15 protein-coding genes are annotated in these 20532 nt (G+C 69.9%); 11 read left to right on the top strand and 4 right to left on the bottom strand.

Features of this window, described 5'->3' with window-relative positions; genetic code table 11:
• The first annotated feature begins 328 nt into the window (after nucleotides 1-328).
• The 9 genes from pqqA (at nucleotide 329) to IG194_RS00035 (ending at nucleotide 9891) form a co-directional block, all read left to right on the top strand.
• Nucleotides 329-400 carry a pyrroloquinoline quinone precursor peptide PqqA gene (gene pqqA, locus IG194_RS00075; RefSeq protein WP_003106462.1) on the top strand — a complete coding sequence of 24 codons (72 nt, stop codon included), beginning with the start codon at nucleotides 329-331 and terminating at the stop codon, nucleotides 398-400.
• A 47-nt stretch (nucleotides 401-447) separates the two neighbouring features.
• Nucleotides 448-1362 (top strand): pyrroloquinoline quinone biosynthesis protein PqqB, encoded by a 915-nt coding sequence (pqqB, locus tag IG194_RS00070; protein WP_058490064.1) that lies wholly within the window; start codon nucleotides 448-450, stop codon nucleotides 1360-1362.
• A 12-nt stretch (nucleotides 1363-1374) separates the two neighbouring features.
• Nucleotides 1375-2121, top strand: a complete 747-nt coding sequence (pqqC, locus tag IG194_RS00065; RefSeq protein ID WP_058490063.1) for a pyrroloquinoline-quinone synthase PqqC — start codon at nucleotides 1375-1377, stop codon at nucleotides 2119-2121.
• Nucleotides 2121-2399 (top strand): pyrroloquinoline quinone biosynthesis peptide chaperone PqqD, encoded by a 279-nt coding sequence (gene pqqD, locus IG194_RS00060; protein ID WP_009622916.1) that lies wholly within the window; start codon nucleotides 2121-2123, stop codon nucleotides 2397-2399. The genes pqqC and pqqD overlap by 1 nt, the downstream gene beginning before the upstream one ends.
• A complete protein-coding gene (gene pqqE, locus IG194_RS00055) occupies nucleotides 2371-3516 on the top strand; it encodes a pyrroloquinoline quinone biosynthesis protein PqqE (protein ID WP_058490062.1) in 1146 nt (381 codons plus the stop codon). Before pqqD ends, pqqE begins: the two co-directional genes overlap by 29 nt.
• 2 nt (nucleotides 3517-3518) lie before the next feature.
• On the top strand, nucleotides 3519-5351 hold the full coding sequence (locus IG194_RS00050) for an alpha/beta hydrolase family protein (protein WP_058490061.1): 1833 nt from the start codon (nucleotides 3519-3521) through the stop codon (nucleotides 5349-5351).
• A gap of 81 nt (nucleotides 5352-5432) precedes the next feature.
• Nucleotides 5433-6596, top strand: coding sequence for an alcohol dehydrogenase-like regulatory protein ErcA (gene ercA / locus IG194_RS00045; RefSeq protein ID WP_192353630.1), 1164 nt, complete (start codon nucleotides 5433-5435; stop codon nucleotides 6594-6596).
• Entirely contained in the window at nucleotides 6580-8277 is a 1698-nt protein-coding gene (locus IG194_RS00040) for a NahK/ErcS family hybrid sensor histidine kinase/response regulator (protein ID WP_058490060.1), read from the top strand. The genes ercA and IG194_RS00040 overlap by 17 nt, the downstream gene beginning before the upstream one ends.
• 99 nt (nucleotides 8278-8376) lie before the next feature.
• Nucleotides 8377-9891 carry a sensor domain-containing diguanylate cyclase gene (locus tag IG194_RS00035; protein ID WP_058490059.1) on the top strand — a complete coding sequence of 505 codons (1515 nt, stop codon included), beginning with the start codon at nucleotides 8377-8379 and terminating at the stop codon, nucleotides 9889-9891.
• A 1070-nt stretch (nucleotides 9892-10961) separates the two neighbouring features.
• Here IG194_RS00035 and IG194_RS00030 read toward each other — a convergent pair.
• Both IG194_RS00030 and bamA read right to left on the bottom strand, forming a co-directional pair.
• The gene (locus IG194_RS00030) at nucleotides 10962-11366 is read right to left on the bottom strand and encodes a hypothetical protein (RefSeq protein WP_058490058.1); all 405 of its coding nucleotides are present in this window, start codon (nucleotides 11364-11366) and stop codon (nucleotides 10962-10964) included.
• A 123-nt stretch (nucleotides 11367-11489) separates the two neighbouring features.
• Nucleotides 11490-13859 (bottom strand): outer membrane protein assembly factor BamA, encoded by a 2370-nt coding sequence (gene bamA / locus IG194_RS00025; protein WP_058490057.1) that lies wholly within the window; start codon nucleotides 13857-13859, stop codon nucleotides 11490-11492.
• A gap of 225 nt (nucleotides 13860-14084) precedes the next feature.
• Between bamA and IG194_RS00020 the strand changes: the two genes are divergently transcribed.
• Nucleotides 14085-14774, top strand: a complete 690-nt coding sequence (locus IG194_RS00020) for a response regulator transcription factor (RefSeq protein ID WP_058490056.1) — start codon at nucleotides 14085-14087, stop codon at nucleotides 14772-14774.
• Complete coding sequence (locus IG194_RS00015; protein WP_058490055.1) at nucleotides 14771-16030, top strand: ATP-binding protein; 1260 nt, start codon at nucleotides 14771-14773, stop codon at nucleotides 16028-16030. Before IG194_RS00020 ends, IG194_RS00015 begins: the two co-directional genes overlap by 4 nt.
• A 3-nt stretch (nucleotides 16031-16033) precedes the next feature.
• Here IG194_RS00015 and IG194_RS00010 read toward each other — a convergent pair whose 3' ends face one another.
• Both IG194_RS00010 and IG194_RS00005 read right to left on the bottom strand, forming a co-directional pair.
• Nucleotides 16034-17413 (bottom strand): efflux transporter outer membrane subunit, encoded by a 1380-nt coding sequence (locus tag IG194_RS00010; RefSeq protein WP_058490054.1) that lies wholly within the window; start codon nucleotides 17411-17413, stop codon nucleotides 16034-16036.
• Nucleotides 17413-20532 (bottom strand): efflux RND transporter permease subunit, encoded by a 3120-nt coding sequence (locus IG194_RS00005; RefSeq protein WP_058490053.1) that lies wholly within the window; start codon nucleotides 20530-20532, stop codon nucleotides 17413-17415. The genes IG194_RS00010 and IG194_RS00005 overlap by 1 nt, the downstream gene beginning before the upstream one ends.

The raw sequence follows: 20532 nt of genomic DNA, 5'->3' as shown, positions 1-20532 counted from the left end.
GCGGGGCTTGCCGGGCGAACGGACCGGCGCAGGCAGGCAAGTCTAGTCAGGCGCCCGCCGAACGGCGAGGAACCGAGCAAGGCCCGTGCCGCCTGTACGGACAAGAGGCGCCCCGCGCGGCGCCAGGGTTCAGCGCGCCGCGCGAGGGCGGCGCCGGGAACGGTTGTCGCGCCGCGCGCGACACCTGTAGCGGGCGGGCGCGACAGCTGTCGCACCCTCCCTACCAAATCAGGGGGAAAACTCCTTCGAAAGTATCATTCGGAGGGCCCACCCCTGGTGTTTAACTCGACCTGCCGGAATCGCCGGCCAACAAGAAGAGGACAGACCCATGTGGACCAAGCCTAGCTTCACCGACCTGCGCCTTGGCTTCGAAGTGACCCTGTACTTCGCCAACCGCTGATCCACCCGGCCCCGGTCTTCCGGGGCCCCTGCCCACGGGGCACTGTCATGCACATCCGTATTCTCGGTTCGGCCGCCGGTGGCGGCTTCCCGCAATGGAACTGCAACTGCCGCAACTGCCACGGCGTGCGCAGCGGCCAGGTGCTGGCGCAGCCGCGCACCCAGTCGTCCATCGCCCTGTCCGACGACGGCGAGCGCTGGATTCTCTGCAACGCCTCGCCCGACATCCGCGCCCAGCTCGCCGCCTTCCCGGCCCTGCAGCCGGCGCGCAAGGTGCGCGACACGGCCATCGCCGGCATCCTCCTGCTGGACAGCCAGATCGACCACTGCACCGGCCTGCTCAGCCTGCGCGAGGGTTGCCCGCACGACGTCTGGTGCACGCAGATGGTCCACCAGGACCTGACTAGCGGCTTCCCGCTGTTCAACATGCTGCAGCACTGGAACGGCGGCCTGCGCCACCACCTGATCGAGCTGGACGGCGCGCCCTTCACCGTGCCCGCCTGCCCGAACCTGCGCTTCACCGCCATCCCGTTGCGCAGCGCCGCGCCGCCGTATTCGCCGCACCGCCACGACCCGCACCCGGGCGACAACATCGGCCTGTTCGTCGAGGACCTGGGCAACGGCGGCAAGCTGTTCTACGCCCCCGGCCTGGGCCAGGTGGACGAGGCGCTGCTGGGCTGGATGCGCCGCGCCGACTGCCTGCTGGTGGACGGCACCCTATGGCGCGACGACGAAATGCGCCGCTGCGAAGTGGGCGACAAGCTCGGCAGCGAGATGGGCCACCTGGCCCAGAGCGGCCCCGGCGGCATGCTCGAAGTGCTGGACGGCGTGCCCGGGCCGCGCAAGGTGCTCATCCACATCAACAACACCAACCCCATCCTCGACCCGGCCTCGCCCGAACGCGCCGAACTGGACGCCCGCGGCGTCGAAGTGGCCTGGGACGGCATGGCCATCCACCTGTAGAGGGAGCGCGCGATGAACGCCGCCATGAGCCCCGCCGAATTCGAGCAGGCGCTGCGCGCCAAGGGCGCCTGCTATCACATCCACCACCCGTTCCACGTGGCCATGTACGAGGGCCGCTGCACCCGCGAGCAGATTCAGGGCTGGGTGGCCAACCGCTTCTACTACCAGCTGAACATCCCGCTGAAGGATGCCGCCATCCTCGCCAACTGCCCGGACCGCGACACTCGCCGCGAGTGGGTGCAGCGCATCCTCGACCACGACGGCCGCCCCGGCGAGCCCGGCGGCATCGAGGCCTGGCTGCGCCTGGCCGAGGCGGTGGGGCTGGAGCGCGAACAGGTGCTGTCGCAGGAACTGGTGCTGCCCGGCGTGCGCTTCGCCGTGGACGCCTACGTCAACTTCGCCCGCCGCGCCAGCTGGCAGGAAGCGGCCAGCAGCTCGCTGACCGAGCTGTTCGCCCCGCAGATCCACCAGTCGCGGCTGGACGCCTGGCCGCAGCACTACCCCTGGATAGACGCGGCCGGCTACGACTACTTCCGCAGCCGCCTGTCCCAGGCTCGTCGCGACGTCGAGCACGGCCTGCGCATCACCCTGGAGCACTACCGCACCCGCGAGGCCCAGGAGCGCATGCTGGACATCCTGCAGTTCAAGCTCGACGTGCTCTGGAGCATGCTCGACGCCATGAGCATGGCCTACGAGCTGGACCGCCCGCCGTACCACACGGTGACCCGCGAGCGCATCTGGCACAGGGGGCTGCTGTGATGAGCCTGCCCGCGCTGGACAGCGTGCCGCGCATCCGCCGCGGCTTCCGCCTGCAATTCGAACCGGCCCAGGGCTGCCACGTGCTGCTCTACCCCGAAGGCATGGTCAAGCTCAACGACAGCGCCGGGGAAATCCTCCAGCGCATCGATGGCCAGCGCGACGTGGCGGCCATCATCGCCGAGCTGAGCAAGAGCTTCCCCGGCGTGCCGGGCATCGACGAAGACATCCTGGCATTCCTCGAGGTGGCCCATGCGCAATTCTGGATCGAGCTGCACTGAAGGCGCCGGCCCGCCGCTGTGGCTGCTGGCCGAGCTGACCTACCGCTGCCCGCTGCAGTGCCCGTACTGCTCCAACCCGCTGGACTTCGCCAGGCAGGGCGGCGAACTGAGCACCGCCGAATGGATCGAGGTGTTCCGCCAGGCCCGCGAGCTGGGCGCCGCGCAGCTGGGCTTTTCCGGCGGCGAGCCGCTGCTGCGCCAGGACCTCGCCGAGCTGATCGGCGCGGCCCGCGGGCTGGGCTTCTACACCAACCTGATCACCTCCGGCATCGGCCTGAGCGAGGCGCGCCTGGCGCAGTTCGCCGAGGCCGGGCTGGACCACATCCAGATCAGCTTCCAGGCCGCCGACGAGGAGGTGAACAACCTGCTCGCCGGCTCGCGCAAGGCCTTCGCCCAGAAGCTGGCCATGGCCCGCGCGGTGAAGGCCCACGGCTACCCGATGGTGCTCAACTTCGTCACCCACCGGCACAACATCGACAACATCGGGCGGATCATCGAGCTGTGCATAGAGCTTGAGGCCGACTTCGTCGAACTCGCCACCTGCCAGTTCTACGGCTGGGCCGAACTCAACCGCGCCGGCCTGCTGCCGACCCGCGCGCAACTGCAGCGCGCCGAGCGCATCACCCACGAATACCGCGAGCGCCTGGCCGCCGAAGGCAAGCCCTGCAAGCTGATCTTCGTCACCCCGGACTACTACGAGGAACGCCCCAAGGCCTGCATGGGCGGCTGGGCCAGCGTGTTCCTCGACGTCACCCCCGACGGCACCGCGCTGCCGTGCCACAGCGCGCGGCAGCTGCCGGTGCAGTTCCCCAACGTGCGCGAGCACAGCCTCAAACACATCTGGTACGAATCCTTCGGCTTCAACCGCTACCGTGGCGACGCCTGGATGCCCGAGCCGTGCCGCTCCTGCTCGGAGAAGGAGCGCGACCACGGCGGCTGCCGCTGCCAGGCCTACATGCTCACCGGCGACGCCGACGCCACCGACCCGGTGTGCGCCAAGTCGGCCCACCACGGGAAGATTCTCGACGCCCGCCGCCAGGCCGAGGAAGCGCCGCTGGGCCTGGACCAGCTGACCTGGCGCAACCAGCGCGCCTCGCAACTGATCTGCAAGGCTTGAGGGTGCGCAGCCTGGCCCATGGCGACTGGCCCAGCGCCTGGAGCGCCGAGCGCGCGGTGGCGGCGGGGCGCGACTTCGCCGAACTGCACGCGGCCCACGGCGGGCTGCTGTGGCTGGAATTCGAGCCGCGCAGCGCGCGTTGCCGCCTGTACCTATGGCGCGACGGCGCGCTACAGGAACTGACGCCACCCGGTGCCTCGGCGCGCAGCCGCGTCTACGAATACGGCGGCGGCGCCTGCTGCGCCACGGCCGAGGGCGTGGCCTGGGTGGAGGAGGGCGACCAGCAGGTGCGCTGGCTGCGCTTCGGCGAGGCGCCCCGGCAACTGACCGCGCGCCCGCAGTGCCGCTATGGCGACCTGCACTACGTGGCGGCCTGGAATGCGCTGCTGGCGGTGGAGGAAAGCCGCGAGGGCGATGCCGTGGTCCACCGCATCGTGCGCCTGGAGGCCGACGGCGCGCGCCAGGTCATCGCCGAAGGCGCGGACTTCTACGCCGCGCCGACAGCCAGCCTCGACGCGGCGCGCATCGCCTGGGTGGAATGGGACCGCCCGCAACAGCCCTGGACCGCCACGCGCCTGTGCCTGCTGCGGGACGGCACGCAGCGCTGCCTGGCGGGCGAGGGCGGTGAAGAATCCATCCAGCAACCGCGCTTCGACGACCAGGGCCGCCTGCACTGGCTCAGCGACCGCAGTGGCTGGTGGCGCCCCGAGGCCGAGGACGGGCAGGCCGGTGCCTTCGCCGCTGCCGACCATGCCCCGGCGCCCTGGCAACTGGGTGGACGCAGCTACCTGCCGCTGGCCAATGACGAGATGCTGCTGAGCCGCTTCGAGGAGGGTCGTGGGCTGCTCATCCTGCGCGCCGCCGATGGCAGCGAACGGCGCCTGGCCCCGGACTTCTCGCGCTTCCGCGCCCTGGCTGCCGACGCCGGGCACTGCTACTGCATCGCAGCCGCCGAGGACCGCCTGCCGGCGCTGCTGGCCATCGGCCGCGAGAGTGGCCAGGTGCAGGTAATCGCCGGCGGCGAACATCCGCTGGACGAGGCCGAGCTGTCGCGCCCGCAACCCTTCGGCTACCCGGTGGCCGGCAACGAGCGCGGCCACGGCTTCTTCTACCCGCCACGCAACGCCCAGTGCCGCGGCCCGGCGGGGCGGCCGCCGCCGCTGGTGGTGTTCCTGCATGGCGGGCCGACCTCGGCCTGCTACCCGGTGTTCGATGCACGCATCCAGTTCTGGACCCAGCGCGGCTTCGCCGTGGCCGACCTCAACTACCGCGGCAGCGCCAACTTCGGCCGCGCCTACCGCGAACGCCTGCGCGGCGAATGGGGCAGGGCGGAGGTGCAGGACATCTGGGCGGCGGTGGTGCAACTGGCCGCCGACGGGCTGATCGACCGCCAGCGGGTGTTCGTCCGCGGCGCCAGCGCCGGCGGCTACAGCGCGCTCTGCGCCCTGGCCTTCGTCGGCGGCTTCCGCGGCGGTGCCAGCCTCTACGGCGTCAGCGACCCGCTGGCGCTGGGGCGGGTGACGCACAAGTTCGAGGCCGACTACCTCGGCTGGCTGATCGGCGACCCGCAACGCGACGCCCGCCGCTACCGGGCGCGCACGCCGCTGCTGCACGCTGCGCGCATCCAGGCGCCGGTGATCTTCTTCCAGGGCGAGCTGGACGCCGTGGTGGTGCCCGAGCAGACCCTGGCCATGGTCGCCAGCCTGCGCCAGCGCGGCCTGGCCGTGGAATGCCACCTGTATCCCGGTGAGCGCCACGGCTTCCGACAGGCGGCCAACCTGGCCCACGCGCTGGACGCCGAGTGGCGCTTCTACCGCGCGCTGCTGGGCGGCTGACGGCCGGGCCAAGGTCGCATTGCAATCAGCGCAGGATGCAGTAGGCTCGCGGAAACATTTCATAACAAGAACAAGCACCCCATGAGCCACGACCTCAGCCTGCTGCGCAAATTCGTCTCGCCAGAGATCATCTTCGGTGCCGGCTGCCGGCACACCGTCGCCAACTACGCCAAGACCTTCGGCGCCCGCAAGGTGCTGCTGGTGTCCGACCCCGGCGTGCTCGCCGCCGGCTGGGTGGCCGACGTGCAGGCCAGCCTGGCCGGGCAGGGCATCGAGCACTGCCTGTACACCGACGTATCCCCAAACCCGCGCGTGGAAGAAGTGATGCGCGGCGCCGACATCTACCGCAGCGAGGGCTGCAACGTGATAGTCGCGGTCGGCGGCGGCAGCCCCATGGACTGCGCCAAGGGCATCGGCATCGTCGCCGCCCACGGCCGCAACATCCTCGAGTTCGAGGGCGTCGACAAGCTGCGCGTGCCCAGTCCGCCGCTGATCCTCATCCCCACCACCGCCGGTACCTCGGCCGACGTCTCGCAGTTCGTCATCATCTCCAACCAGGACGAGCGCATGAAGTTCTCGGTGGTGAGCAAGGCGGTGGTGCCCGACGTGTCGCTGATCGACCCGGAAACCACCCTGAGCATGGACGGCTTCCTCTCCGCCTGCACCGGCATCGACGCCCTGGTCCACGCCATCGAGGCCTTCGTCTCCACCGGCCACGGCCCGCTCACCGACAGCCACGCGCTGGAGGTCATGCGCCTGATCGACGGCAACCTGGTGCAGATGATCGCCAACCCCAACGACATCGCCCTGCGCGAGAAAATCATGCTCGGCAGCATGCAGGCCGGGCTGGCCTTCTCCAACGCCATCCTCGGCGCGGTGCACGCCATGTCCCACAGCCTCGGCGGCTACCTCGACCTGCCCCACGGGCTGTGCAACGCGGTGCTGGTGGAGCACGTGGTGGCCTTCAACTACAACGCCGCGCCCGAGCGCTTCAAGGTCATCGCCGAGACCTTCGGCATCGACTGCCGCGGCCTCAGCCACGCGCAGATCCGCCAGCGCCTGGTCGAGCACCTGATCGCCCTCAAGCGCGCCGTGGGCTTCCACGAGACCCTCGGCCCGCACGGCGTGGGCATCTCCGACATTCCCTTCCTGTCGCGCCACGCCATGCAGGACCCGTGCATCCTCACCAACCCCCGCGAATCCAGCCAGCGCGACGTCGAGGTGGTCTATGGCGAGGCCCTCTGAGCCGCAGCAGGACGCCCTGGCGGCGCTGCTCGGCCTGGGCAGCCACTCCACGCGCAAGAGCCACTACCCCGAGCTGCTGGCGCGCCTGGAGGAGCTGGAAACCGAGCGCAACCGCTACAAGTGGCTGTTCGAGCACGCCGTGCACGGCATCTTCCAGGCCAGCCTCAGCGACGGCCTGCGCGCGGCCAACCCGGCCCTGGCGCGGATGCTCGGCTACGCCGACCCGCAGCAGGTGTTGTGGAACCTGCAGGACATGGCCACGCAACTGTTCGCCGGCGGCGAGGCGGAGATGCGCCGCATCCGCGACCTGCTGCGCGAGCAGGGCGGGCTGTTCGGCTACGAGACGCGCCTGCTGCGCAAGGACGGTAGCCACGTCGACGTGCTCATGAACCTGCTGCTCAAGCCCGACGAGGAAGGCCTGGTGGAAGGCTTCGTCGCCGACATCACCGAACGCATCCTGGCCCAGCAGCGCCTGCAGACCCTCAATGAGGAACTGGAGCAGCGCGTCGCCGAACGCACCGGCGAGCTGGAAGCGCTGAACCAGCAACTGCGCGAGGCCCGCGACGCCGCCGAAGCGGCCAACCACAGCAAGGACAAGTACCTGGCGGCGGCCAGCCACGACTTGCTGCAACCGCTCAACGCCGCGCGCCTGCTGGTGGCCACCCTGCGCGAGCGGCAATTGCCAGGCGCCGAGCAGCAACTGGTGGAGCGCACCCACCAGGCCCTGGAAGGCGCGGAAAACCTGCTCACCGACCTGCTGGAGATCGCCCGCCTGGACCAGAGCGCGATCCGTCCGGACCTGGACGTCCACGGCCTGGACGAATTGCTCGGCCCGCTGGCCTCGGAGTTCGAAAGCGTGGCGCTGTCGTCCGGCCTGCAACTGCGCGTGCGCATCCCCAATCTCTCGGTGCGCACCGACGCGCGCCTGCTGTCGCGCATCCTGCGCAACTTCCTCAGCAACGCCTGCCGCTACACCGAGCGCGGTGGCGTATTGCTGGCCGCGCGACGGCGCGGCGCCAGCGTGCGCCTGGAGGTGTGGGACACCGGCCGCGGCATCCCGGCGGACCAGTTGCAGGCGATCTTCCTCGAATTCAACCAGCTCGACACCGGCCGTGCCGCCGAGCGCCAGGGCGTGGGCCTGGGCCTGGCCATCGTCGACCGCATCGCCGGGTTGCTCGGCTGCGCGGTGCAGGTGCGTTCGGTGCCCGGGCGCGGCTCGCTGTTCGCCCTCGAAGTGCCCCTGGCCGAGGCGCTGCCGCCGCGCGCCGGCGGCGATGTTGCGCCACGCCCGAGCACCGGCGACCCGCTGCCGGGCCGGCGCCTGCTGGTGGTGGACAACGAAACCTCGATCCTCTTCAGCATGGCCGCGCTGCTCGGCCAGTGGGGCTGCGAGGTGCTCACCGCTACCGACCGCGACGCCGCCCTGGCGCTGCTCGGCCCGCAGCCGCCGGAGGCGATACTGGCCGACTACCACCTGGACCACGGCGCCACCGGCTGCGAGCTGGTGCGCGACCTGCGCCGCCACTACGGCCGCGAGATCCCCGCGGTGATGATCAGCGCCGACCGCAGCGACGAATGCCGCCGCGCCCTGCAGCGCCTGGGCATCCCGCAGCTGAACAAGCCGCTGAAGCCGGGCAAGCTGCGCGCGGTGCTCAGCGCGCTGCTCGATACGCCGGCCTGACCGCCCGGTCATGGGCGGATTCGCCCACGCGGGCTAGAATACCCGCTGCGCGGGCCATGCCGTCCGCTACGGATTACCCCGCGTCGAGCCCGTGATGTCGTGAAGCGTGATACCCGCGTAGCCTCCCTGCTGCTGTTCATGATCTGCGTCTCCCTGGCCCTGCTGACCGCCTGGCAGACCTGGTCGGCGCGCGAGCGCACCCTGCGCGAAGTGAACACCGACATGCTCAACCTCACCCAGGCGCTGGACTCCTATACCGAGGGCGTGGTGCGCCAGTGCGAGGTGCTGCTGCTGGACCTGGCCGACCGCGTCGAGAGCGACGGCCTGGGCCCCGCGCAGCTGGCGCGCCTGCAGCGGCTGCTGGAGCGTCAGCAGAAGGTGCTCAGCCAGGTTGTCGGCATTTCGCTGTTCGATGCGCACGGCCGCTGGCTGCTGGTCTCCCACGGCGCCATCCCGCCGGGGGCGAACAGCGCGGACCGCGCCTTCTTCATCCACCACCGCGACAACCCCTCGCGGGACATCTTCATCGGCCCGCCGATCCGCAGCCGCTCCAGCGGCCTGTGGGTGATCACCGTCAGCCGCCGCCTCGACCACCCCGACGGCAGCTTCGCCGGCGTGGTGGCCACCACCCTCGGCATCGAGAACTTCCTCAGCCTGTTCGGCCGCCTGGACATCGGCCAGCACGGCGCCATGAGCCTGACCCAGGGCAACGGCCAGTTGCTGGTGCGCTACCCCTTCCGCGAGGCCGACCTGGGCCGCGACCTGTCGGGCTCGCCGCTGTTCACCGACTACCTGCGCCACGCCGACTCCGGCAGTGCCAGCAGCACTTCGCGCTTCGACGGCGTGGAGCGCATCTACGTGTTCCGCCGCAACGACCACTACCCGCTGGTGACCACCGTGGCGCTGAGCAAGGCGGAGGCCCTGCAGGACTGGCGCAAGCAGGCCCAGCTCAACGCCGGCATCGTCCTGGTGCTGCTGGCGGTGCTCGGCCTGACCGGCCAGCGCCTGCTCATCGACATCCGCCAGCGCACTCGCACCAGCCGCCAGCTCGCCGCCGCCCGCGAAGAACTGCTGCGGGCCAACGACCAGCTGCGCGTGCTCGCCGCCCAGGACGCGCTGACCGGCCTGGCCAACCGCCGCAGTTTCGACGAAACCCTGGCCACCGAGGCGCGCCGCTGTGCCCGCGAGGGGGCGCCGCTGTCGCTGTTGCTGGTCGATATCGATCACTTCAAGCGCTACAACGACAGCTACGGGCACCAGGCTGGCGATGACTGTCTGCAAGTGGTGGCCGGGTTGCTAGCCGCCTGCGTGCGGCGACCGGGGGACCTGGTGGCGCGTTATGGCGGCGAGGAGCTGGCGGTGATTCTGCCCAGTACCGACAGCGCCGGTGCCGAGGCGGTGGCTAGGGCCTTCCTGCAGCGCTTGGCGGGTGAGCGGCTGGCGCACCGTGAGAGCCCCTTCGGTGTGGTTACTGCCAGCATCGGCCTGGCCACCGCACCGGCCACGGTAGCAGGGGGGCAGGAGTGGCAGTTGGTGAATGCTGCCGACCGGGCTCTGTATCGTGCCAAGGCTGGTGGGCGTAATCGCCTGGAGGTGGAGCGCCTGGAGGGGTGAGGGTGGTCTTCTACGGATTCTTAACCTCCGCTCCAGCCTCAACCCCATCGAAAATCCGTAGGGCGGATAAGGTCCGCTCAGGTTGCCGGGAAGCACGGTATGTCTCCCCCGTAGCGGATCTGTCCGCGATAGCCGGACGATCCGGCGCGATTCGCGGATGAGATCCTACGCTGCCCCACCCACACCATTCCCATGTAGGAGCGCGCCCTGCGCGCGAAATCGCGGGCAGGGCCCGCTCCTACAGGTTGACGCCGAATTTCTCGTTCGCGCCGGACGGCTCCCTCTCCCTCCGGGAGAGGGCTGGGGTGAGGGAGCGGCGTCAACCCGAAACACCGCTGTCGCCGGTAAGCACCGTTCGCGAGCAAGCTCGCTCCTACGAGAAGCTGTGCCTGCCCGCGCCTACAGGTTGACGCCGAATTTCTCGTTCGCGCCGGACGGCTCCCTCTCCCTCCGGGAGAGGGCTGGGGCGAGGGGGCGGCGTCAACCCGAAACATCGCTGTCGCCGGTAAGCACCGTTCGCGAGCAAGCTCGCGCCTACGAGAAGCTGTGCCTGCCCGCTCAGGTTGACGCCGAATTTCTCGTTCGCGCCGGACGGCTCCCTCTCCCTCCGGGAGAGGGCTGGGGTGAGGGAGCGGCGTCAACCCGAAACACCGCTGTCGCCGGTAAGCACCGTTCGCGAGCTCGTTCCTACAGGTTGACGCCGAATTTCTCGTTCGCGCCGGACGGCTCCCTCTCCCTCCGGGAGAGGGCTGGGGTGAGGGGGCGGCGTCAACCCGAAACACCGCTGTCGCCGGTAAGCACCGTTCGCGAGCAAGCTCGCGCCTACGAGAAGCTGTGCCTGCCCGCTCAGGTTGACGCCGAATTTCTCGTTCGCGCCGGACGGCTCCCTCTCCCTCCGGGAGAGGGCTGGGGTGAGGGAGCGGCGTCAACCCGAAACACCGCTGTCGCCGGTAAGCACCGTTCGCGAGCAAGCTCGCTCCTACGAGAAGCTGTGCCTGCCCATGCGGTGGGGGTGATGGGTATCGCTTCTCTCAACCCATCCTACAGGGCTACGGGGCTTGGCTTGTCGCTCAGCCCTGGGGCAGCAGCACCCGGGCCGAGGGGTAGAGGCTGGCGGCTACCTTCTGCAGTTCCGCCGGGCAGACCAGTTCGCTGATCCACGCCAGGCGGCGTACCGGGCCGGGTTTGTCCAGGCGTTGCAGTTCGGCGGATTCGAGCATGGCCTTCATGCGCCAGGCGAGAGCGAACAGCTCTTCGATGAAGGGCGGCGCCACCGTGCCCTGGTGTTCCACCGACAGGCCGCTGGGTGCGTGGCGGATGGCCAGGTGGTAGTGACTGGCGCCGTTGCGCCCGCCGCTGCCGGCGAGGGTGGCGGTGAAGTGCGCGCCGAGGATGCGCGCCAGTTGCCGCTGCACGTCGTGCAGCAGTTGCTGCGGCACTTCTTCCAGCAGCGCGGTGGGGTCGGTCTGGCCCATGGTCGTCCCGGGTTCTGAGTGGCAGGGCGGCGGCCGGGGCGGCCGCCGGAACAGGTGCCGCCAGCATAGGGAAGGCGACTGTGAACTTGGGTTAAGCCGGGGTAAAGGCGGTAATTGCGTGCCTCAGAAGGTCTGCCCGAGGGAGAACTGGAACACCTCGGTCTCGGCGCCGTCGGGCTTCTTCAGCGGCGTCGCCAGGCTGAAGCTCAGCGGGCCCAGCGGGCTGTACCAGGTCAGGCCGACGCCCACAGACATGGCCATCTGGTCGAGGCTGACGTTGCCGCAGCCCTGGGTGGTGGACAGGTAGCACTTGTCGGCGAAGACGCTGCCGGCATCCCAGAACAGCGTGCTGCGCAGCTGGCTCTGGTCCTTGACGAAGGGCAGCGGGAACAGGTACTCGACGCCGCCGGCGATGAGGATGTTGCCGCCGAACACCTCGGCGTCGCGGTCGGAGTAGTAGGCCTGGCCGGCGCTGGCATAGTTGCCGGTGGCCGGGGTGCTGCGCGGGCCCAGGGTGCCGTCCTTGAAGCCGCGCACCGAGCCCAGGCCGCCGGCGGTGTAGTTCTCGTAGAAGGGCAGGCCGTCGGTGGAGCCGTAGCCGTTGCCGTAGCCCAGGCTGGTGTGCAGGCGCAGCGCGGTGCGGTCGGTGACCGGGACGAAGCGCTGGGCGCTGTAGTCGAGCTTGTAGAACGACAGGTCGCTGCCGGGCACCGTGGCCATCAGCGTCAGGCTCTGGGAATGCCCGCGGGTGGCCAGCACGCCCTTGTTCAGGGTGGATTCGGACCAGCCGATGGAGGCCTTGAGGTTGTTGAAGCTCTTGCCCTCGCGCGCGATGAAGTCGTAGATCTCGTCGGCGCTGTAGGTGCCGGGGCTGATGGCGTCGTGCTGCAGGGTCAGGCCGTAGGTCAGGCGCGAGGTCTCGCTGATCGGGTAGCCGACGCTGACGCCGGCGCCGAAGCTGTCGAGGGAGTAGTACGACACCTCGTCATCGTCGTCGTAGTACTTGCTGTAGTCGGTGCTGCTGTAGAACAGGTTGTAGCCCAGGCTCACGCCGTCGGGGGTGAAGTAGGGGTTGGTGAAGCCGAAGTTGTACTTGGTCTGGTACTCCGAGCGGGTCAGGCCGATGCTGGTGTAGTTGCCGGTGCCGAGGAAGTTGCTCTGGCTGATGGAGCCGCCGAGGATCAGCCCGGCGCTCTGGGAGAAGCCGACGCTGGCGCTGAGCGAACCGGAGGCCTGCTCCTCGACGCTGTAGTTCACATCCACCTGGTCGTCGGTGCCGGGCACCGCCGGGGTCTCGACGTTGACCGTCTTGAAGTAGCCCAGGCGCTCCAGGCGCTGCTTGGACTGGTCGATCAGGTAGGTGCTGGCCCAGCCGCCTTCCATCTGGCGCATCTCGCGGCGCAGCACCGGGTCTTCGGTCTTGGTGTTGCCGCGGAAGTTGATGCGGTTGACGTAGGCGCGCTTGCCCGGGTCGACCCCGTAGGTGATGGACACGGTCTTGTCGTCGTCATGGGCCTCGGGCACGCCGTTGACGTTGGCGAAGGTGTAGCCCTCGTTGCCCAGGCGGCGGGTGATCAGGTCGGAGGTGGAGGTCATCACCTTGCGCGAGAACACCTGGCCCGGCTCGACCAGCATCAGCTTCCTGATTTCCTCTTCCGGCACCTTGAGGTCGCCGGTCAGCTTCACGTCGCGGACCTTGTACTTCTCACCCTCGTTGATGTTGACGGTGATGTAGACGTGCTTCTTGTCCGGCGTGATGGAAACCTGGGTGGAGGCGATATCCATGTGGATATAACCGCGGTCCAGGTAGTAGGAGCGCAGGCGCTCCAGGTCGCCGGAGAGCTTCTCGCGGGAATACTTGTCGTCGTTCTTGAAGAACGACAGCCAGTTGCTTTCCTTCAGCTCGAACAGGCCGGTCAGGTCCTCGTCGGAGAACACGGTGTTGCCGACCACGTTGACGTGGGCGATGGCCGCCACCGTGCCTTCGTTGACGGTGATCTTCAGCGCCACGCGGTTGCGCGGCTGCGGGGTGACCTGGGTCTCGATGGTGGCCGAGTAGCGGCCCTGGGCCACGTACTGGCGCTGCAGTTCGTTGCGCACGCCTTCGAGGGTGGCGCGCTGGAAGATCTCGCCTTCGGCCAGGCCGGATTGCTTGAGGCCCTTCATCAGGTCCTCGGTGCTGATGGCCTTGTTGCCTTCGATCTCGATGCCGGAGATGGATGGGCGCTCGACCACGTCGATGACCAGCACGCCGCCGTCGCGGCCGAGGTGGATGTCCTGGAAGAAACCGGTACGGAACAGCGAGCGCGAGGCCTCCACCAGGGCGTGGTCGTCGGCCTGGTCGCCGACGTTCAGCGGCAGGGCGGCGAACACGCTGCCGGCGGAGACGCGCTGCAGGCCGTTGACGCGGATGTCGGCGATCTTGAAGCCTGCGGCGTGGGCCAGGGTGGCGTTGAACAGCAGGATCGGGAACAGCAGGCGGGTAGGGCGCATCGTGACTTCCAGACAGGCGGTGGCAGGGGGCGCGGACGGTTCGCACGGCGATCGTCCGGGCGCTGCCGCCCGGCCCGGGCTGGCGGCCGATGAGGATAAGAGCGGGCTGTGTTCGGCGCGGTTAACCCAGGGTAAAGATGTGTAAAGTTTGCCCATGCGGCGGTGACAGGGCGGCCCCGCGGAAGGGATCATTGCGCCCTCCAGGCCTTGAACCGCGTGCCCTGCATGATTCCCGTACTGCTGGTCGACGACGACCGCGAACTCACCGAGATGCTCAGCCAGTACCTGGCCCGCGAGGGTTTCCAGGCCACCGCCGTGGGCACTGGCGAGGAGGGCGAGGCCGAGGCCCTGGGCGGCGCCTACGCCCTGGTGGTGCTGGACGTGATGCTGCCGGGCCTGTCCGGCATCGAGGTGCTGCGGCGCATTCGCGTGCGCAGCCAGGTGCCGGTCCTGCTGCTGACCGCGCGGGGCGACAACATCGACCGCATTGCCGGCCTGGAACTGGGCGCCGACGACTACGTGCCCAAGCCCAGTTCGCCCGGCGAGCTGGTCGCGCGGCTACGCGCCATCCTGCGCCGGGTGCAGCCCCAGGTGCCGCTCGGCAGCGCGCCGGAGGCCGTCGGCAGCGGCGCCCTGGCGCTCTGGCCCGGCAAGCGCCAGGCGTTGTGGCACGGCCAGCCGCTGGAGCTGACCGGCACCGAGTTCAGCCTGCTGGAGGTGCTGGTGCGCCGGGCCGGGCAACTGGTCAGCAAGCAGGACCTGTCGCTGGACGCCCTGGGCCGCCCGCTGACCCGCTACGACCGGCGCATCGACGTGCACGTCAGCAGCATCCGCCAGAAGCTCGGCCCGCGCGCCGACGGCAGCAGCTGGATCCAGAGCGTGCGCGGCATGGGCTACCTGCTGATCGTCGAATGAAGCGCGGGCGGCTGTTCTGGAAGCTGTTCCTGGCCTTCTGGCTGGCCAACAGCCTGACCTTCCTGGTGGGCGCCGGCGCCTTCATGTTCGACGAGCTGCGCGGCGACACCCCGGCGCTGCGCTCGCTGCTGGCCACCGAGGTGCGCCTGCTGCAGCGTTTCGGCGAAGCGGCGGGGCGCCAGCTGCTGGAGGTGTCGCCGCAGCAGCCGGACGTCCAGGTCGGCCTCTACGACGCCCAGGGCGCGCTATTGGCCGGGCGCGCCGTGGCCCAGGTGCGCTTCGAGCAGGCGGTCACCAGCCAGGACGGCCATCGCCTGCTACTGCGCGCCTCGGCCGCCACCACCCTCGACCAGGCGCCGCCGCCGCGCAGCCTGGGCCCATTGTTCACCGGCATGCTGATGAGCGCGCTTTTCGCCCTGCTGCTCAGCCAGTACCTGGCGCGGCCGCTGGCCTGGTTGCGCCAGGCCATGGGCCAGGTCGCCCAGGGCCGCTTCGAGGTGCGCGTCAAGCCGCGCCTGGGGCGCCGTCGCGACGAGATCGTCGACCTGGCCGAGGACTGCGACCGCATGGCCGGGCAGCTCAAGGCGCTGGTGGAGGCGCAGCAGCACCTGCTGCACGACATCTCCCACGAGCTGCGGTCGCCGCTGACGCGGATGAGCGCCGCCATCGGCCTGCTGCGGCAGGCGCCGGGGCAGCCCGGCATGCTGGAGCGCATCGAGCGCGAGTCGCGGCGCATGGACGAGCTGATCGAGCAACTGCTCACCCTGGCGCGGGCCCAGTCGCGCCAGGACAGTGGCGAATACCGCCTGCTGGACGTCGTCGAGCTGCTGGCGCAGATCGTCGAGGACGCCCGCTTCGAGGCGGCGGGCAAGGGCTGCCAGGTGCGCCTTGTAGCCGAGCAGCCGTTCCTCGGCCGCGCCCACGAGGAGCTGCTCTACCGGGCCTTCGAGAACGTCATCCGCAACGCCGTGCGCTACACCGCGGCGGGCACCGCGGTGCGCGTGGGCGCGAGCCTGGTGGAGGGCGGCGAACGCCTGGTGGTGTGCATCAGCGACCACGGCCCGGGCGTCGACGAGAGCCGCCTGGGGCGCATCTTCGAACCCTTCGAGCGCGGCCCCGACGCCGGCCCCGACGGCTTCGGCCTGGGCCTGGCCATCGCCAGCCGCGCGGTGCAACTGCACCACGGGCGGATCAGCGCCGAGCCCGCCGAGGGCGGCGGGCTGTTGGTGCGTATCGAGTTGCCGCGGCTGTTCTAAGCGTTAGCCTTGCCAACCGCCGCCTAGTACTTTGTAGAGGGTGACGCGGTTGACCTGCTCGGCCAGCTCCAGGCTGATCAGCGTCTGCTGCGCGGAATACAGCGAGCGCTGTGCGTCCAGCACTTCCAGGAAGCTGTCCGAACCCTGCTTGTACAGCGCCAGCGACAGGTCGTAGCTCTTGTCGGTGGCCGCCGTCAGTTCGCGCTGGGCGTCCAGGCGCTCGTTGATGTGGCTGCGCACGGAAAGGGCGTCGGCCACTTCGCTGAAGGCGGTCTGCAGGGCCTTCTCGTAGTTGGCCACGTCGATGTCGCGGGTGATCTTCGCGGCGTCCAGGCCGGCCTGGTTGCTGCCGGCGTCGAAGATCGGCAGGCTGATCGAGGGGGCGAAGCTCCAGGCGCGGCTGCCGGACTTGAACAGCCCGGACAGCTCGCCGCTGGCGCTGCCGCCGCTGGCGGTCAGGCTCACGCTGGGGAAGAAGGCCGCGCGCGCCGCGCCTATGTCGGCGTTGGCCGCCTTGAGCGTGTGCTCGGCGGCGAGCACGTCGGGGCGGCGTTGCAGCAGGCTCGACGGCAGGCCCGCCGGCACCGTCACCAGCAGCGCGGCGTCCAGGCCGGTGTCGCCCGGCAGCAGGCTGGCGTCCAGGCGTTCGCCCACCAGCAGTTCCAGGGCGTTGCGGTCCTGCTCAACCTGGCTGGCGTAGCTGGCCGCCTCGGCGCGCGCCGATTCCACCGTGCTGCGCGCCTGCGCCAGGCTCAGCCCGGACTCGCCGCCCAGGCCGTGGCTGCGCTGCACCAGCTCGTAGGTCTTCTGCTGGCTGGCGTGGGTGTCGCGGGCCAGCTTGAGCAACTGCTGGTCGGCGGCCAGGGTCATCCAGGCGCTGGCCACCTCGGCCACCAGGCTGATCTGCGTGCTGCGGCGGGTCTGCTCCAGGGCCAGGTAGTCCTCCAGGGCGGCGTCCTTGAGGTTGCGCAGGCGGCCGAACAGGTCCAGCTCGTAGCTGCTCACGCCCAGGCCGACGCTGTACTGGCTGCTGACCGCCGTGGTGCCGTCGGAGAGCGCGCGCTGGCGGGTGCCCTCGGCGCTGGCCGAGACCGCCGGGAACAGCTCGGCGCGCTGGATGCGGTACTGCGCGCGCTGGTACTCGACGTTCAGCGCCGCCACCCGCAGGTCGCGGTTGTTGGCCAGGGCGCGGGCCACGGTGTCGCGCAGGCGGGCGTCGACGAAGAACTCGCGCCAGTCGACGTCGGCCTGGCTGGCGCCGGCCGGCGCGGCGCCGGGCCATTGCGCCGCCACCGGCGCGGCGGGGCGCTGGTAGTCCGGCGCCAGGTTGACGCAGCCGCCCAGCAACAAAGCCAGCAGCAGAGGGAGAGGGGAGGTGCGCATCAGGCGTCTCCTTCGACGGTGGCCGGGGCACGGCGCGCGACCAGGCGCTGCACCAGCACGTAGAACAGGGGAATGAAGAACAGGCCCAGCAGGGTCGCGGCGAGCATGCCGCCGAGCACGCCGGTGCCGATCGCCTGGCGCCCGCCGGCGCCGGCGCCCTGGCTCAGCGCCAGGGGCAGCACGCCGAGCATGAAGGCCAGCGAGGTCATCAGCACCGGGCGCAGGCGGATGCGCACCGCTTCCAGGGTCGCGGCGAGCAGGTCCTGGCCGCGGTCGTAGCCTTCCTTGGCGAACTCGACGATGAGGATGGCGTTCTTCGCCGCCAGCCCCACGGTGGTCAGCAGGCCGACCTGGAAGTAGACGTCGTTGGACAGCCCGCGCAGGCCGGTCAGGGCCAGGGCGCCGAGGATGCCCAGGGGCACCACCAGCATCACCGCGAAGGGCACCGTCCAGCTCTCGTAGAGCGCCGCCAGGCAAAGGAACACGAAGAGGATGGAAATGGCGTAGAGCAGCGGCGCCTGGTTGCCGGCCAGGCGTTCCTGGTAGGACTGCCCGGTCCAGGCGTAGCCGATGCCCTCGGGCAGCTGCGCCATGATCGCCTGCACCGCGGCCATGGCGTCGCCGGAGCTGACGCCGGCGGCCGGCTCGCCGACGATCTCGTAAGCGCCGAAGCCGTTGTAGCGCTCCAGCAGCGGCGAGGCGGTGCTCCAGCCGGTGCTGACGAAGGTGGCCAGCGGCACCATGGCATCCTGGTCGTTGCGCACGTACCAGTCGCCGATGTCCTCGGCCTGCATGCGCTTGTCGGCGTCGCCCTGCAGGTAGACCTTCTTCACCCGCCCGGCGTCGAGGAAGTCGTTCACGTAGCTGCCGCCCAGGGCCACGCTCAGGGTGTCGTTGATGTCGCTGGCGGCCACACCCAGCGCGCCGGCCTTGCGGTCGTCGATGTGCAGGTCCAGCTGCGGGGTGTCTTCCAGGCCCTGGGCGCGCACGTTGGCCAGGCGCGGGTCCTGGCGGGCCAGTTCGATGAAGCGGTTGCGCGCCGCCAGCAGCTCGGCGTGGCCGAGGCCGGCGAGGTCCTGCAGCTCGACGTCGAAGCCGGCGCTTTCGCCCAGGCCCTGGATGGCCGGCGGGGCGATGACGAAGACGTCGGCATCGATGATCCCGGCCAGCGCCCGGTTGGCCCGCCGCGCCACCGCCGCGGCGCTGTGCGCCTCGCCCTGGCGCTGGCTCCAGTCCTTGAGCTTGATGAAGCCGCGGCCGCTGTTCTGCGCGTTGCCGCCGTTGCCCAGGCCGCGCACGGTGAGCACCGTGTCCACCTCCGGCTGCTGCAGCAGGTAGTCCGTCACCTGGCGGGTGACCGCCTGCAGGCGCTCGTCGGTGCCGCCCACCGGCAGGGTCATCTGCATCATCAGCATGCCCTGGTCCTCCTCGGGGAGGAACGCGGTGGGCAGCTTGTGGAACATCAGTCCGACGCCGGCCAGCACCAGCGCGTAGACCGCCAGCGCGCGCACGGGCCGCGCCAGCAGGTTGCCGACGCCGCGCTGGTAGCGCCGCGAGCCGGCCTCGAAGTTGCGGTTGAACCAGCCGAAGAAGCCGTGCCGCGGCTGGCCGTGGCCGGGCTTGAGCAGGGTGGCGCACAGCGCCGGGGTGAGGGTCATGGCCACCAGCACCGACAGCGTCATGGCGGCGACCATGGTCACCGAGAACTGCCGGTAGATCACCCCGGTGGAGCCGCCGAAGAAGGCCATGGGCACGAACACCGCCGAGAGCACCACGGCGATGCCCACCAGCGCGCCGCTGATCTCGCCCATCGACTCGCGCGTGGCCTCCCGTGGCGACAGGCCGCGCTCGGCGATGATCCGCTCGACGTTCTCCACCACCACGATGGCGTCGTCCACCAGCAGGCCGATGGCCAGGACCATGGCGAACATGGTCAGGGTGTTGATCGAGTAGCCCATCAGCGCCAGCACGCCGAAGGTGCCCAGCAGCACCACCGGCACGGCGATCGCCGGGATCAGCGTGGCGCGCAGGTTCTGCAGGAACAGGTACATGATCAGCACCACCAGGGCGATGGCCTCGAACAGCGTCTTGACCACCTCCTCGATGGAAATCTTCACGAAGGGCGCGGTGTTGTAGGCCACCTCGGCGCGCAGCTGCAGCCGGCTGGGGAAGAACTGCTGCAGCTCGGCCACCTTGGCCTGCACCGCCTCGGCCACGTCCAGGGCGTTGGCGCCCGTGGCCAGGCTGATGGCCAGGCCGCCGGAGGGGCGCCCGCCGTGCTCGGCGACCACGTCGTAGCTCTCGCTGCCCAGCTCCACCCGCGCCACGTCGCCGAGGCTCACCACGGCGCCGTTGCTGGCGTACTTGAGCACCACCTCGCGGAACTGCGCCGCGGTCTTGAGCTTGCTGCGCGCATTGATGCTGGCGTTGAGCTGCTGCCCCGGGCGCGCCGGCAGGGCGCCGAGCTGGCCGGCGGAGGTGTCGACGTTCTGCGCCTGCAGGGCGCTGCTGATGTCCGAGGGCATCAGCGAGTACTGCTTGAGCTTGTCCGGGTCCAGCCAGATGCGCATGGCGTAGCTGGAGCCCAGGGTGGTCACCTCGCCGACGCCGCTGACGCGGCTGATCTGGTCGTACAGGGTGCTGGCGATGAAGTCGCTGATGTCGGTGGCGCCGACCTCGGGGTTGTCCGAGACCAGCGAGAGGATGATCAGGAAGTCGCTGGAGGAATTGCGGATCTCGATGCCCTGCTGCTGCACCTCGTCGGGCAGCCGCGCCTTGGCCTGCTCCAGCTTGGTCTGCACCTGCATCTGCGCGGTGTTGATGTCGGTGCCGGCGTCGAAGGTCAGGGTGATGCTGGCGCTGCCCGCCGAGCTGCTGCTGGAGGACATGTAGGTGAGGCCGTCCAGGCCGGTCATCTGCTGCTCGATGACCTGGGTCACCGAGTCTTCCATGGTCTTGGCCGAGGCGCCGGTGTAGGTGGCGCTGAGGCGGATCTGCGGCGGCGCGATGCTGGGGTACTGGGCCAGCGGCAGCTGGAAGATGGCCAGGGTGCCGCCGAGCATCACCAGGATGGCGAGCACCCAGGCGAAGATGGGCCGGTCGATGAAGAAGCGTGCCAT

Source organism: Pseudomonas sp. ADPe, from assembly GCF_014843515.1.
GTDB lineage: Bacteria > Pseudomonadota > Gammaproteobacteria > Pseudomonadales > Pseudomonadaceae > Pseudomonas > Pseudomonas citronellolis.
This window is presented reverse-complemented; position numbering and strand designations above follow the sequence as displayed.